Here is a 13,518-nt window from a genome sequence, read left to right as displayed (position 1 = left end):
GTCAGTGACGTCCTTTCGTGTACAGGCCGGCCGGGCGCCACAGGAGGACGGCGATCATCAGCACGATGTTCGAGACGAGCGCCACCTTCGGCGCGAGGAAGCCGGCATAGTTGGCGACGAGCGCGATCAGCAGGGAGCCGATGAAGCAGCCGCCGACGGAACCCAGGCCGCCGATGATGATGACGATGAACGTCAGCACCATGATCTCGCTGCCCATGTGCGCCACGAGCGTCTCCTTGTACAGGCCCCACATGACGCCGCCGAGGCCCGCCAGCGCGGAGCCTGCCGCGAAGACGCCCACGAACAGGCGGCGGATGCGGTAGCCCAGCGCCTCGACCATCTCACCGTTCTCGACGCCGGCGCGGATCAGGAGGCCGATCTTCGTGCGGTTCAGGGTGAGGAACATCGTGGCGAACACGACGACGCCGACGACGACCGCCAGCAGCCGGTATTTCTCGATGGCCGCCTCGCCCAGGAACACGGCGCCGCGCAGCGCGGCCGGCAGCGGCAGGGCGATCTGCTCGGCGCCCCAGATCACGTTGATGAGTTGTTCGGACACGATCATGCCGCCCATCGTGATCAGGATCTGCTTCAGATGCTGGCCGTACACGGGCATGATGACGACCCGTTCGAACGCCCAGCCGAGCAGCGCCGTGACGACCATCGCGAGGAGCACCGCGAGGCCCAGTACGCCGAGGTTGGCGAGCAGCGAATCCATCTCGAGCCAGCCGCGCATCGGCAGCAGCACGAACGTCGCGGTGAACGCGCCGACGGAGACGAACGCGCCGTGGCCGAAGTTCAGCACGCTCATCAGGCCGAACACCAGCGTGAGGCCGCTGGCCATAATAAAAATCATCATGCCCATCGCGAGCCCGGCCACCGTCAGGGTGATCCAGGTCGGGAAGCTCATGAAGGGCAGCGCCGCCAGCACGACGGCTGGCACGAGCAGCAGCGGGGCGATGTCGCGCCGTGCCGCCGGCAGCGGGGCATCCGCCTGGGCAATTGGGAGGGTTGCACTCATCGTTGTCTCGTTCATTGATGGGAGTCGAGCGACAGGCCGAGCAGGCGCTGCTGCAGGGCGTCGTCGTGCGCCAGGTCGTGCATCAGGCCCGCGTGGACGACACGGCCGTCGTCCATGACGCCCACGCTGTCACCGAGCGTGCGCACGAAGTTGAAATTCTGTTCGACGAGCAGGATGGTCGTGCTCGTGTCCTTGAGGTCGCGGAACGCCGCCATCAGGCTTTGCACGATGGCGGGTGCCAGGCCCTTGGTCGGCTCGTCCACGAGCAGCAGCTTCTTCGGCTCGACGATCGCGCGGGCGATGGCCACCATCTGCTTCTGGCCGCCCGACAGGTTGCCCGCCGGGTAGTTCCAGAATTTCTTCAGCGCGGGGAAGAAGCCGCAGATCCAGTCCACGCGCGCCGCGTCCAGCGGGCCGTTGCGCGCGGCGAGATACAGGTTCTCGCGCACCGTGAGTTCGGAAAACACGGCCATGCTTTCCGGGACGTAGGCGATGCCGGCGCGGGCGATGTCCGGTGTGGACAGCTTCGTGATGTCGCGGCCGTCGAACGTGATCGTCCCGCGGCTGGCCTTCCACAGGCCCATGATGGTGCGCAAGGTGGTCGTCTTGCCGGCGCCGTTGCGGCCAAGCAGCACGGCCAGGCCGCCGCGCGGGACCACGAGGTCGACGCCCTGCAGGATGTGGTACTGGCCGATGTGGGTGTGGACGCCGGACAGCGTCAGGATGGGTTCGGTCATGGGCAGCTTCGTTCTCAGCGTGTCATGCGGGTTCGGGGGTGCCAAGATAGGCCTCCTGCACGATTTTCGATTGCATCACCTCGGCCGGCTCACCATCCGCCACCAGCGTGCCGTTGTGCAGCACGACGATGCGGTCGGCCAGCGCGCGCACGACGTCCATCTTGTGCTCGACGAGCAGGACAGTCCTGTTGCGCTCGGCCTTGACCTGGTGGATCAGGTCGAGCACCACGGGCACCTCGTCCACGCTCATGCCGGCCGTGGGTTCGTCGAACATCAGGATAGCCGGCTCCAGCGCGAGCAGGATCGCCACCTCCAGCTTGCGCTGGTCGCCGTGCGACAGCGTGCCGACGTAGGCGGCGCGTTTTCCGATCATCGACACGCGCTCAAGGTAGTGTTCGGCGCGCTGGATGACTTCCTTGTGGCCGAACCACAGCGACAGCATGCTCATGCCGATGCCCGCGCGGCTCTGCACGGCCAGCCTCACGTTTTCCAGCACGGTCAAATGCGGGAACAGATTCGTCAGCTGGAACGCACGGCCCACGCCCAGGCGCGTGCGGCGCGCGGGACCGAGCCGGGTGACGTCCTGGCCGCCCACGAACACGCTGCCGGACGTCGCGGGCAACTGGCCGGAGATCAGGTTGAAGTACGTCGTCTTGCCGGCGCCGTTCGGGCCCACGATCACGGTCAGCGTGCCCGGGTAGAACTCGGCCGTCACCGCGTTGACGGCCACGTGGCCGCCGAAGCGGATCGTCAGGTCGCGCGTGAAGAGCGAAGGCGTGGCCATATCAGCGTTTGTTCCGGACGGGCAGCGGCAGCTCGCTGGCCGGGATTTCGCGCACCAGTTCCAGCAGGTCCCATTCGCTCTTCTGGTCCTTCTTGATGCGGAAGTGGTACATCGGCTGCAGCGCCTGGTGGTCTTCCTTGCGGAAGGTCATCGTACCCTTCGGCGTCTCGAACGACGCGCCTTCCAGCGCGGTGACCATCTGGTCGCCGTTCCCGGACGGGACTTTCTGCAGCGCCGCGACGACGGCCGCTGCTGCTGCCATGCCGCCCGCCGTGAACATGTCGGGCGGCGCCTTGAAGCGCTTCGTGTGCTCGGCCACGAGCCAGTCGTTCATCTTGTTCTTCGGGAAGCCGTAGTAGTAATTGATCGTGCCTTCCGTGCCGGCGTACGCCTTCCACGTCTTCATCACGGGCAGGATGTTGCCGCCAGGGGCGAGCGAGATGCCGTAGCGTTCCGGCTTCATGTCCGCGATCTTGTTCATCGGGTTCGGGCCGGCCCAGACGATGGCCAGCACGCGCGGCTGTGGTTTGTCTTTCAATGCATCGAACAGCCGCTGCGTGGGGGCCGTGAAGTCGGTCGCGGCGGCCGGCGCGTATTCCTCGTGCACGACGTTCGCCTTGCTGCCCGTGGCGGCCAGCGCTTCCTTGCCGGCCTTGATGGCGTCGCGGCCGAACGCATAATCCTGCGCGAGGAACGCCACGCTGCCGTTCTTCAGCGTCGACGCCGCGGCCAGCGCGTCCTGCATCGAATTGCGGGCGGTGCGGAAGATGTACTTGTTCCACTTGGCGCCCGTGATCTCGTCGGCCACGGCCGGTTCGACGATCAGCACCTTCTTGTATTCCTTCGCGACGGGCAGCATCGCGAGCGCGGCGCCGGACGACGTCGTGCCCACGGCGATGTCGGCCTTGTCGTCGCCGTATGCCTCCGCCAGCAGGGTGCGCGAGAGGTCGGGCTTGCCCTGGTCGTCCTTGACGATCACCTTCAGCTTGCGGCCGTTGATTTCCATCTTGCCGCCGGTGAGGTATTCGAGGCCCAGCATGAAGCCGGTCTCCGTTTCCTTAGCATAGGATTCCAGCTGGCCCGTCTTGCCGGCGATGAGGGCGACTTTCAGGTCGGGGGCGGCCAGGGCGGAGCCGGTCGCCGTCAGGGCGAAGGCGGCGAACAGGGCCAGGGGCAGGGGTTTGATCATTCGATTCATGTTGTCTCCTTTAGGGCACGGTGGCCAGGAACTTGAGGATGGCGTCCAGCGCGACGGGCTCCGTCAGCATCGGCGCATGGCCCACGTTCGGGACTTCCACGCAGGTCATCGTCGGCGCCGCGCGCCGCATCCATGCGGCCTGGCGTTCTTCGAGCAGGTCCGACAGCGTGCCGCGCACGAGCAATACGGGGCGTTCCTGCGTGAGCTTGCGGAACGCCATCCGCAGCGGCAGCGACGTCGGCCTGAGTTTACCGGTTTGCAGCGCGATCGCAATGTTCGGGTCGTAGCGTGGCGCCAGGCGGCCGGCGGCGTCCGGGGCGAAGGCGCGGCGCGCCCATTTGTCCCAGTCGGCATCGACGTTGTCCGGGAAGGCGCAGGCGTTGATGTCGCGGATGCATCCGGCGGCATCGGCCCACGAGTCCACGGCGGCCGTCCTGCCCGCGTAGCCGGCGATGCGCGCCAGCCCTTTTTCCGAGATCACGGGGCCGATGTCGTTGATCACCGCGGCGGCGATCAGGTCGATGTGCTTCGCGGCCAGGGTCATCGTGATCAGGCCGCCCATCGACGTGCCGACGAAGACGGCGCGCGGGATGTTCAGGCCTGCCATGAACCGGGCGACGTCCTCGGCGTACACGCCCGGCGTGTAGTTGTCGGGGTTCGGATCGCGCTGCGACTCGCCGCGTCCGCGCACGTCGAGCGCCAGCACGCGGCGGCCCTGGCGCGCGACGATCGGTGCGAACTCGTCGAAGTCGGATGCGTTGCGGGTCAATCCGTGGATGCAGATCACGGGCAGGCGGTTCCGGTCGGCGTCCGCCGCCGGTGCGCCGGCCGCCGGGTAGTCCCGCGCATGCAGCGCGAGGCCGTCGTTGCTCGTATAGCGGATGGAAGTGTAGTTGGCCACGCTGGCGATATCCTGTCGTTCGATGTCGGTGGTGCGGCGGATGCCGGTGCGGGGCGCGTGGCCGGGCGGGCTGGCCACGCGGTGGGACGGGTCAGAAGCGGTACTCGATCGTCCCCTGCACGGTGCGCGGCGCACCGTAGAAGGCGGTCAGCGTGCCTTCGTTGCCCAGGGTCGGGAACAGATAGCCCGCCGTCTTGTAGTGCACGTCCGACAGGTTCTTGCCGTGGATGCCAGCGCGGATCTTGCCATCGGCGCGGGTCCAGACGATGCTGGCGTCGTACAGCTTGTACGCATCCTGGTCGATGATGGACGGGGTCTCGAACTGGTACGTCTGGCCTCGGTACGATGCGCTGCCGATCAGCGACAGGCGGCCGTTGTAGCCCACCAGCGGCATCGGCACCTCGTAGGTGGCGCGCAGGTTCGCCGAGTTGCGCGGCGTGTTCTGGAAGTGGCGCTGGTCGGCCACGTTCACGCCCGCCACGATGTACTCGTTGTACTTGGCGTCGATGTAGCTGTACATGCCCGACAACGAGAATTCCTTCGTCAGGTGGGCCACGGCCTCGAATTCGAAGCCCTTGATCTTGGCCTTGCCGGCGTTGGTCGTGATGCCCGCGAAGCTGTCGTCCTTGCCGTCGCCGTTGGTGTCGATCGCCACCGAACCCGGGATCTGCACGTCCTTGTAGTCGCTGTAGAACACGGCGGTGTTGGTCGTGATGCGGCCGCCGTTGAACGAGGATTTCAGGCCCAGTTCATAGGTGCCGATCGTCTCGGGCTTGTAGCCGGCCCGGGCCTGTGTCAGCGGGATCTTCGTGCCGACCACGTTCGTGCGCGGATCGAAGCCGCCGCCCTTGAAGCCCTTCGAGTACGAGGCGTAGACGTTCTGCGTTGGCGTCGCCTTCCAGCTCAGGGCGATGCGCGGCGTGAACTTCTTGTCCTCGCGCTCCAGTCCGCGCAGGTCGGTGTCGGTGCGGAACAGCAGGGCGCCCGGGTTGCCCATCTCCGGCGTGCCCTTGTTGCCCAGGTAGATCTGGCGGTAGATGTCGGCCTCGCGCTTGTCCACCGTGTAGCGGCCGCCGAGCGACAGCTGCAGCGCGTCGGTCAGGTTGTAGCTGCCGTCCGCGTACGCGGCCCACGCCTTCGTGTCGATGTTCCCGCTCGTGAAGGTGCTGGTCGGGACGGCGCCGGCGAGGATCGTGTCGAACTTGTTGTACGCGTTCGCGTCGATATAGTAGACGCCGGCCACGCCCTGGATCTTCGGACCCGTATAGGTCAGGTTGAATTCCTGGCTGAACTGGCGGTTCGTGTACAGCGCCGGCACTTCCATGTCGACCACGGGCAGCGAATCGAAGTCGATCGGCGCCCACGACTTGTCCTGGCGTTGCGCGGTGATCGACTTCAACGTCAGCTCGGGCGACACGTTCCACTCGACGGTGGCGGCGACGCCGTGCTGGCGCACCGACTGCTTGTGGCCGAGGGCCGTCAGCATCTCCGCGTTCGAGTCGTACACGTTGGACAGGATCGGCGCGCCGCTCGTGCGGCCGACGATGAGGCGGTGGCCGTTCTTCGGATGCGAATCGTCCTGCGTGATGTCGCCGGCGAGGCGGATGAACAGGTCGGGTGTCGGCGTCCATTCGGCCGACACGCGCGCGGCCTTCAGGTCCTTGTCGTAGTTCGGCGAGCCGTCGAACAGGTTCGTGCCGTAGCCGCCGTGCTTGAATCGTGCGACGGTGCCGCCCACGCGCAGCTGCTCGCTGACGGGCGTGCTGGCCGTGATGACGGCGTCGCGTTCCTGGTAGTTGCCCAGGGTGCCGCGCAGGCGCACGTCCGTCTGCGGGGCCAGCTTGCGGGTGACGTACTTGACGGCGCCGCCAATGGTGTTGCGGCCGTACAGCGTGCCTTGCGGGCCGCGCAGCACCTCGATGCGCTCGACATCGTAGATGTCGGCCACGGCGCCTTGCGGGCGGGCCAGGTAGACATCGTCCAGGTAGATGCCGACGCCGGATTCGAAGCCGGCCAGCGGGTCGGCCTGGCCCACGCCGCGGATGAAGGCGGTGAGGGTGGAGTTGGTGGCGCGCGACGCCTTCAGGGTGGTATTCGGCAGCGCCGTCGCCAGGGCGACGACATCGGGGACGGCCTGCTTCGACAGCTGGTCGGCGCTGAACGCAGTGACGGACACCGGGACATCCTGCAGCGTCTCCTCGCGGCGGCGCGCGGTGACGACGACTTTCTCGATATTGCCTTCAGGCGCGGCGACGGCACCGCTGGCGCTGCCCGCATCCTGGGCGTGCGCGGCGCCGGCGGCACCGCCGGACAGGACGAGCAGGGCGGCAGCCGAGCGCTGGATCAGCTGCTGTTTTTTCTTGCTAAGACGCATTGATGTCTCCTGATTTTGTTGTGGTGTCATGCGTTCAGTCTTCGCATGCATCACAGTGTGCCTCGGATGAATTTGGCTGAAAAGACAACGCCGCGCCCACAGGGTGTGCATTTATGCACAATGCCGCGGGACGTCCCGTGAGGGGCGGCGCCAGAGGGCGCGGCGCGTCGCGACGTCCGGAAAACGGGTTTGCTGTGCATACGCAAGCCCTGTTCCGAAAACGTTGCAGCGGCAATGTGCACTGGTGCACAATATGTCACCTTGATATCAAACAACGGTTCCCGAAAAAGCCGCGGCGAATGGCGATCCCATGCGTAACGGATCGGAGAACGGGGGGAGACAGACATGCACAGCCTGCCGGAATGGACGGACCTGCGGTTTTTCCTGGAGCTGGCGCGCGCCGGCACCCTGTCCGGGGCGTCGCGCCGCCTGGACGTGGAGCACACGACGGTGGCGCGCCGCATCGACCGCCTCGAGCAGCAACTGGGCACGACCCTGTTCGACCGCTCGCGCGAAGGCTACGAGCTGACGGAGATGGGGCAAGCCCTGCTGCCGCATGCCGAGGCGATGGAAGGGGCGGCGCTGGCGGCCACCGAGCAGTTGGGCGGCGCGGAGGTGGCGGCGGCCGGCGTCGTGCGGCTGGGCGTGCCCGAAGTGTTCGGCACGCGCGTCGTGGCACCGCTGCTCGTGAAGCTGTTCGAGGACCATCCGGACCTGTCGATCGACCTGCTGGCGCTGCCGCGCTTCGCCAACCTCGCCAACCGCGAAGCGGATCTCGGCGTCATGCTCGACCCGCCGTCGACGGGGCGCTACATGGTCACGCGCCTCGCCTCGTTCCGCTTTTACCTGTACGCGGCGCCCGTGTACCTGGCCAAGCACCCGCCGATCCGCACGCACGCGGACCTGGAGCGCCACGATTTCGTCGACTACGTGCAGGACCGCCTCGCGAGCCGCGAGCTGTCGTACCTGAACGAACTGGGATTCACGCCGCGCCGCCGGCTGTGCTGCTCGGGCATGACGGCGCAGATCGAGGCCGCATCGCTGGGCATGGGACTCATGATGGCGCCGCCGTACGCGGTGCCGGATGACGGCCGCCTCGTGCCCGTGCTGCCGGGCTTCTACGCGGAGCGCTCGTTCTGGCTCGCGGCGCCGACGGACCTGTACCGCCTGCGCCGCGTGAAAGTCGTGTGGGACCTGCTGCGCGACCTGGCCGACAACAATCCGAAGCTGTGGTGGCATAACGGCGACATGGGGCGGGCGGCGTGAACCCGACGACGATCCGCGCTTACCGGGAGGCCGACCGCGCCGCCGTCAACGCCGTCGCGCTGGCCGCGTTCGCGCAATACGCGGGCGATTACGACGATTGGCCCACGTTCAGCGCGGGCATCGGCCGCATGGCCGACCTGGCCGCGGACGGCGACCTGTTCGTGGCGGAGCGCGGCGGCGTCATCGCGGGGCCGTCGTGCACGTGGGACCCGGACGGCCGCGCAGCGCGATCTTTCCGGGCGACTGGTCGGTGATCCGCATGCTGGTCGTGGATCCCGCGGCGCGCGGCGGCGGCATCGGCCGCGCGCTGGTCGCGGCCGCGCTCGAACGGGCCCGGCATGCAGGGGCGCCCGCCATCGGCCTGCACACGAGTCCCATCATGGCGACCGCGCTGCGGCTGTACGAATCCATCGGCTTCGTGCGCGAGCATGACCTGCCCTCGAACCGCGGCGTGCCGTATGCGCGCTACACGTTGCCGGCAGCGGACATTCCTGCGGCGCTCGCACGGCTCGCCGGGTGCAGCAGCACCGGAATCGACTTCGACGTCGGCGTACCGGCGCCCACGGCCACGCTGTCCAGCGGCACGAGCGGATTCGTCTCGGGATAATAGGCGCCGACGCAGCCGCGCGGGATGTCGTATTCGACGAGCAGGAAGCCGTCCGCGCGGCGTTCCACGCCGTCGTCCCACACGCTCGTGATGTCGACCTTGTCGCCCGCCTTCAGGCCCAGCATGGCGAGATCGTCGCGGTGGATGAAGACCACGCGGCGCATGCCGAACACGCCGCGGTAGCGGTCGTCCAGCCCGTAGACGGTCGTGTTGTACTGGTCGTGCGAGCGGGTCGTCATCATGGTCAGCAGGCGCTCGCCGTGGATGGCGCGGGCGCGGTGGATGGCGGTGTCGCGGTCGATCGCGTTGACGACGAACTGGGCCCGCGCGCTCGGCGTCGCCCAGGCGCGCTCGCGCGACGCCACGCGCAGGTGGAAGCCGCCCGGCTTCGCCACGCGCGCGTTGTAGTCGTAAAAGTCGTCGAAAACCTTCTCGATGTCGTCGCGGATCAGCGCATAGTTCGCGGCGCGCGCAAGCCAGTCCACCTTGCCGCTCCCCAGCGTGGCATGCGCCATGCGCGCGACGATGGCGATTTCGGACAGCAGGTTCGGCGACGCCGGACGGTTGATGCCGTACGAGATGTGCACCATGCTCATCGAGTCTTCCACCGTCACGCCCTGCGCCACGCCGTCCTGCAGGTCGATCTCCGTGCGGCCCAGCGTGGGGAGGATCAGCGCGTCGCGGCCGTGCACGAGGTGGCTGCGGTTCAGCTTCGTCGACACCTGCACCGTCAGCGCGCACTGGCGCAGGCCGGCCCACGTCAGCGGGGTGTCGGGCGTGGCGGCCGCGAAGTTGCCGCCCAGGCCGATGAACACGTTCACGCGGCCGTCCACCATGCCCCGGATCGTGGCCACGACGTCGAGCCCGTGGTGGCGCGGCGGAGAGAAGTCGAACACCTGGCCCAGGCGGTCGAGGAAGGCCTGGGTCGGACGTTCCTCGATGCCGACCGTGCGGTCGCCCTGCACGTTGGAGTGCCCGCGCACGGGGCACAGGCCGGCGCCGGGGCGGCCGATCTGCCCGCGCATCATCATCAGGTTGGACAGCATCTGCACGGCCGCCACCGATTGCCGGTGCTGGGTCAGGCCCATGCCCCAGCACGCGATCACGCGGTCGGCGCTCGCGTACAGCCGCGCCAGGCGCTCGATATCGGCGCGCGGCACCCCCGATTCTTCCAGCAGCATGCCCCAGTCCTCGGCGCGCAGGTCGGCCGTGAACGCGTCGAAGCCGGTCGTGTGGGCATCGATGAATGCCATGTCGAGCACGCGCGCGTTTCCTGCGGCGTGGGCGTCGTCGTCCAGTTCCAGCACGCGCTTGGCCACGGCCTTGATGAGGGCGAGGTCGCCGGACAGGCGCGGGCGCACGAACATGGAGCTGATCGGCGTGCTCGCATTGGTGAGCATCTCGGCCGGGCTTTGCGGATCCTGGAAGCGTTCCAGTCCGCGCTCCTTGAGCGGGTTGATCGACACGATGGCGGCGCCCCGTTTCGCGCACTCGCGCAGCAGGCCCATCATGCGCGGGTGATTCGTGGCCGGGTTCTGGCCGAAGATCAGGATGGCGTCGGCCTCGTCGAAATCGTCCAGCGTGACGGTGCCCTTGCCGATGCCGACCGTGCCGGGCAGGCCGCGGCTCGTCGCCTCGTGGCACATGTTGGAACAGTCGGGGAAGTTGTTGGTGCCGACCATGCGCGCGAACAGCTGGTACAGGAATGCCGCCTCGTTGCTGGCGCGGCCGGACGTGTAGAACGCGGCGCGGTCCGGGTCCTCCAGCGCGTTCACATGGCGCGCGATCAGGGCGAAGGCGTCGTCCCACGCGATGGGCACGTACTTGTCGGTGGCGCGGTCGTACACCATCGGGTCGGTCAGGCGGCCGTGCTGTTCCAGTTCGTAGTCGCTCTGCGCCATCAGTTCCGTCACCGTGTGGCGCGCGAAGAATTCGGGCCGGACGCGCTTGGATGTCGCTTCCGCCGCCACGGCCTTGACGCCGTTCTCGCAGAATTCGAACGTGGACGTATGGACGCGGTCGGGCCAGGCGCAGCCGGGGCAGTCGAAGCCGTCCGGCTGGTTCTGCGCGAGCAGCGTCCCGATGCTGTTCCTGCCCACGCGTTCGCGGACCAGGTTCAGCGCCACGTATTTCAGCGCGCCCCAGCCGCCGGCGGGGTTGTGGTACGGGGCGATGCGCCCTGCGGTGTCGTTGTCGGCCATGCTTGCCTCTCTGTTGCGATGGCAACAGTGTCATGGATGCGCGGGCCGCTGTGCGGGTACAGTTGGGCACGCGGAAAAGGAGTACAGTTGGCGGCCCGCTGCCGCAACTGTACCGCTGCGCTATACTCGGCCGCATGAAGCTCTACGAGTCCCTCGCCGCCGAAGTCGAAGGCCAGGTCGCGCGCGGCGTGCTGCTGGAAGGGGAGCGGTTGCCCTCCGTGCGCCAGGCCAGCCTGCGCCGCAAGCTGAGCATCAGCACGGTACTGCGCGCGTACTCCCTGCTGGAGAGCAGGGGCGTCATCGAGAGCCGGCCGCAGTCCGGCTTTTTCGTGCGTGCGCGGCCGCGCGTCACGCCCCGTTCCGCCGAGCCGACGCCGGCCCTGACGTTGTCGTCGGAAGTGGACGTGAGCCGGCTCGTGCTGTCCACCTTGCGCACCATCCGCACACAGGGCGCGGTGCCGCTCGGTTCGCCTTATCCGGACCCCGCCGTCTTCCCCGCCGCGCGCATCAGCCAGTACGCCAACGCGATCGCGCGCCGTCGCCACGTCAGCGTGCTGGACGACCTGCCGCCGGGGAACCCGCAACTGATCCGCCAGATCGCGCGCCGCTACCTGGAACATGGACTCGCCGTCGATCCGTCCGAAATCATCGTCACCGTCGGCGCCACCGAAGCGATCAACCTGTGCCTGCAGGCCGTCGCAAAGCCCGGCGATACCGTCGCCGTCGAGTCGCCGACGTTCTACGCCATGCTGCACGCGATCGAACGGATGGGCATGCGTGCGCTCGAGGTGCCGACGGACGCGCGCACCGGCATCGACGTGGACGCGCTGCGCACCCTCATGGCCGGCCAGCGCGTGGCCGCCGTGATGGTCATGCCGAACTTCCAGAATCCGCTCGGCTTCATCATGCCGGACGAGCGCAAGCGCGAACTCGTGGCACTGCTCGCGGAGCACGGCATCCCCGCCATCGAGAACTGCGTCTACGACGAACTGTATTACGGCGACCGCCACCCGTGCCCCCTCAAGACGTGGGACACGCGCGGCCTCGTGCTGCACTGCGCATCGTTCTCGAAGAGCCTGACGTCGAACTACCGCATCGGCTGGGCGCTGGCGGGACGCTACGCGGCCCAGGTGGAAAAGCTGAAATTCCTGAACACGCTGAGCACGCCGTCGCTGCCGCAGCTGGCCATCGCCGACTATCTGCAGAACGACGGCTTCGACCGCCACCTGCGCCAGGTGCGCAAGGGGTATGCGCAGCGCGCCCGCATGATGGCGGCCGCCGTGCTGCGCTTCTTCCCGGACGGCACCCGCGTCTCCGAACCGCAGGGTGGCTATGTGCTGTGGGTGGAACTGGCGGGCGGCGTCGACGCGATGCGGCTGTACGCCCGCGCCCTCGAACACGGGATCACGGTCGGCCCCGGCCACATGTTTTCCGCGCGGGGCAGCTGGACGCACTGCATCCGCCTCAACTACAGCTACCCGTGGACGCCGGCGACGGAAGACGCGTTGCGCACGCTGGGCCGGCTCGTTGCCGAGTTGGCGTGAGCGGTTATAATCCGCACCGTCTGGTGCCCGCGCGTGCGTTCGGCACGCGCAGTTAAACGGGAAACACATGGCGGACGTTCCTATGTCCGCCAGGGTGTGCTGCCCCCGCAACGGTAAGCAAGCGCCGTCTTTCGACGGCAGGCCGGTCCTCGAACCACTGTGCGCAGCCGCGCATGGGAAGGTGGGCCGGTCCGCCTTGCCAGCCCGGATACCGGCCAGACAGGTGGCGGACCTTCGTATAGGCCCGCCGTTCCAGTCGCGCCCACGGGGAAGTGGGCGGATTGCCTGTCACCGTCATCATCATGCCTGATCCGTCCTTTGACGGCGCCGTGCGCGCCGTCGAAACCGTGCTGTATTCCGTTTCCTCCGTCCTGTACCTGCCGGTCCTCGTGGCCATCGCCGCGCTGCTGCTGTACATGCTGGCCTGCCTCGGCGCCTTCCTCGGCGAATGGCGCGAGCGCCGGCGTGGCGCGCGCCTGCTCGTCGACGGCGCCCGCGCCGCCATCGACACCTGCCTGCGCGAATCCGCCGCGCCGCTCGACGCGCACCTCGAACGCATCGTGCAGAGCGCCGAGGGCGCCGGCCTGCGCCGCCTGGACGCCGTGCGCTTCGTCGTGCGCGTCGGCCCCGCGCTGGGCCTGATGGGCACCCTGATCCCGATGGGCATCGCACTCGCGGGCCTCGCCCACGGCGACCTGCCGCACATGGCGCAGGACATGACGACGGCGTTCACCGCGACGGTCGTCGGTCTCGCGTGCAGCGTGCTCGCCTACGTGCTGGCGCTCGTGCGCGAGCACTGGCTGCGCGCCGACATGCTGGACGTTGCCTTCGCGGCCGAGCAGGCGCTCGCCGACGTGCCCCGTGTGCACGCCATCCGCGCGTGAG

Annotated in this window: 11 protein-coding genes, 1 pseudogene and 1 riboswitch; of the genes and pseudogenes, 5 read left to right on the top strand and 7 right to left on the bottom strand. The window is 68.1% G+C overall.

Going from position 1 to position 13,518, the window contains the following annotated elements; translation table 11 throughout:
* Position 1: 1 nt before the first annotated feature.
* Genes P0M04_RS31765 through P0M04_RS31740 form a run of 6 tightly spaced genes read right to left on the bottom strand, consistent with a single transcriptional unit; the run spans position 2 to position 7,015 of the window.
* Complete coding sequence (locus tag P0M04_RS31765; RefSeq protein ID WP_259452514.1) at positions 2–1,021, bottom strand: branched-chain amino acid ABC transporter permease; 1,020 nt, start codon at positions 1,019–1,021, stop codon at positions 2–4.
* A gap of 11 nt (positions 1,022–1,032) precedes the next feature.
* Positions 1,033–1,758, bottom strand: coding sequence for an ABC transporter ATP-binding protein (locus P0M04_RS31760; protein WP_259452515.1), 726 nt, complete (start codon positions 1,756–1,758; stop codon positions 1,033–1,035).
* A 22-nt stretch (positions 1,759–1,780) separates the two neighbouring features.
* Positions 1,781–2,542 carry an ABC transporter ATP-binding protein gene (locus P0M04_RS31755; protein WP_259452516.1) on the bottom strand — a complete coding sequence of 254 codons (762 nt, stop codon included), beginning with the start codon at positions 2,540–2,542 and terminating at the stop codon, positions 1,781–1,783.
* A gap of 1 nt (position 2,543) precedes the next feature.
* Complete coding sequence (locus P0M04_RS31750) at positions 2,544–3,740, bottom strand: substrate-binding domain-containing protein (protein WP_259452517.1); 1,197 nt, start codon at positions 3,738–3,740, stop codon at positions 2,544–2,546.
* Between the two features lie 10 nt (positions 3,741–3,750).
* Complete coding sequence (locus P0M04_RS31745) at positions 3,751–4,719, bottom strand: alpha/beta fold hydrolase (RefSeq protein ID WP_259452518.1); 969 nt, start codon at positions 4,717–4,719, stop codon at positions 3,751–3,753.
* A 13-nt stretch (positions 4,720–4,732) separates the two neighbouring features.
* Complete coding sequence (locus P0M04_RS31740) at positions 4,733–7,015, bottom strand: TonB-dependent receptor (protein WP_259452519.1); 2,283 nt, start codon at positions 7,013–7,015, stop codon at positions 4,733–4,735.
* Between the two features lie 345 nt (positions 7,016–7,360).
* Between P0M04_RS31740 and P0M04_RS31735 the strand changes: the two genes are divergently transcribed.
* The 3 genes and pseudogenes from P0M04_RS31735 to P0M04_RS31725 all read left to right on the top strand — a co-directional run.
* The gene (locus P0M04_RS31735; protein WP_259452520.1) at positions 7,361–8,281 is read left to right on the top strand and encodes a LysR family transcriptional regulator; all 921 of its coding nucleotides are present in this window, start codon (positions 7,361–7,363) and stop codon (positions 8,279–8,281) included.
* Positions 8,278–8,535 carry a hypothetical protein gene (locus P0M04_RS31730; RefSeq protein WP_281042232.1) on the top strand — a complete coding sequence of 86 codons (258 nt, stop codon included), beginning with the start codon at positions 8,278–8,280 and terminating at the stop codon, positions 8,533–8,535. Before P0M04_RS31735 ends, P0M04_RS31730 begins: the two co-directional genes overlap by 4 nt.
* A 5-nt stretch (positions 8,536–8,540) precedes the next feature.
* A pseudogene (locus P0M04_RS31725) lies at positions 8,541–8,693 on the top strand (GNAT family N-acetyltransferase); the annotation flags it as partial.
* A 53-nt stretch (positions 8,694–8,746) separates the two neighbouring features.
* On the opposite strand, the gene P0M04_RS31720 reads toward P0M04_RS31725, so the two are convergent.
* A complete protein-coding gene (locus P0M04_RS31720) occupies positions 8,747–11,089 on the bottom strand; it encodes an FdhF/YdeP family oxidoreductase (protein WP_259452521.1) in 2,343 nt (780 codons plus the stop codon).
* A gap of 134 nt (positions 11,090–11,223) precedes the next feature.
* Here P0M04_RS31720 and P0M04_RS31715 point away from each other — a divergent pair, with 134 nt between their 5' ends.
* Together P0M04_RS31715 and P0M04_RS31710 are read left to right on the top strand one after the other, a co-directional pair.
* Positions 11,224–12,633 (top strand): aminotransferase-like domain-containing protein, encoded by a 1,410-nt coding sequence (locus P0M04_RS31715; protein WP_259452522.1) that lies wholly within the window; start codon positions 11,224–11,226, stop codon positions 12,631–12,633.
* Between the two features lie 4 nt (positions 12,634–12,637).
* Positions 12,638–12,867: riboswitch (cobalamin riboswitch) on the top strand.
* 68 nt (positions 12,868–12,935) lie between these two features.
* Positions 12,936–13,517, top strand: coding sequence for a MotA/TolQ/ExbB proton channel family protein (locus P0M04_RS31710; protein WP_259452523.1), 582 nt, complete (start codon positions 12,936–12,938; stop codon positions 13,515–13,517).
* Position 13,518 lies beyond the last annotated feature (1 nt).

This window comes from Telluria mixta (assembly GCF_029223865.1).
GTDB classification, from domain to species: domain Bacteria; phylum Pseudomonadota; class Gammaproteobacteria; order Burkholderiales; family Burkholderiaceae_D; genus Telluria; species Telluria mixta.
The sequence above is the reverse complement of the archived record's forward strand: the minus strand, read 5'-3'. Positions and strand labels throughout refer to the sequence as shown.

What these genes read in the sequence shown, in the direction of transcription:
- P0M04_RS31710 (WP_259452523.1), top strand. Translation starts at nt 12,936, where the DNA reads ATGCCTGATCCGTCCTTTGACGGCGCCGTGCGCGCCGTCGAAACCGTG.
- P0M04_RS31735 (WP_259452520.1), top strand. Translation starts at nt 7,361, where the DNA reads ATGCACAGCCTGCCGGAATGGACGGACCTGCGGTTTTTCCTGGAGCTG.
- P0M04_RS31715 (WP_259452522.1), top strand. Translation starts at nt 11,224, where the DNA reads ATGAAGCTCTACGAGTCCCTCGCCGCCGAAGTCGAAGGCCAGGTCGCG.
- P0M04_RS31760 (WP_259452515.1), bottom strand. Translation starts at nt 1,758, where the DNA reads ATGACCGAACCCATCCTGACGCTGTCCGGCGTCCACACCCACATCGGC.
- P0M04_RS31755 (WP_259452516.1), bottom strand. Translation starts at nt 2,542, where the DNA reads ATGGCCACGCCTTCGCTCTTCACGCGCGACCTGACGATCCGCTTCGGC.
- P0M04_RS31740 (WP_259452519.1), bottom strand. Translation starts at nt 7,015, where the DNA reads ATGCGTCTTAGCAAGAAAAAACAGCAGCTGATCCAGCGCTCGGCTGCC.
- P0M04_RS31765 (WP_259452514.1), bottom strand. Translation starts at nt 1,021, where the DNA reads ATGAGTGCAACCCTCCCAATTGCCCAGGCGGATGCCCCGCTGCCGGCG.
- P0M04_RS31720 (WP_259452521.1), bottom strand. Translation starts at nt 11,089, where the DNA reads ATGGCCGACAACGACACCGCAGGGCGCATCGCCCCGTACCACAACCCC.
- P0M04_RS31750 (WP_259452517.1), bottom strand. Translation starts at nt 3,740, where the DNA reads ATGAATCGAATGATCAAACCCCTGCCCCTGGCCCTGTTCGCCGCCTTC.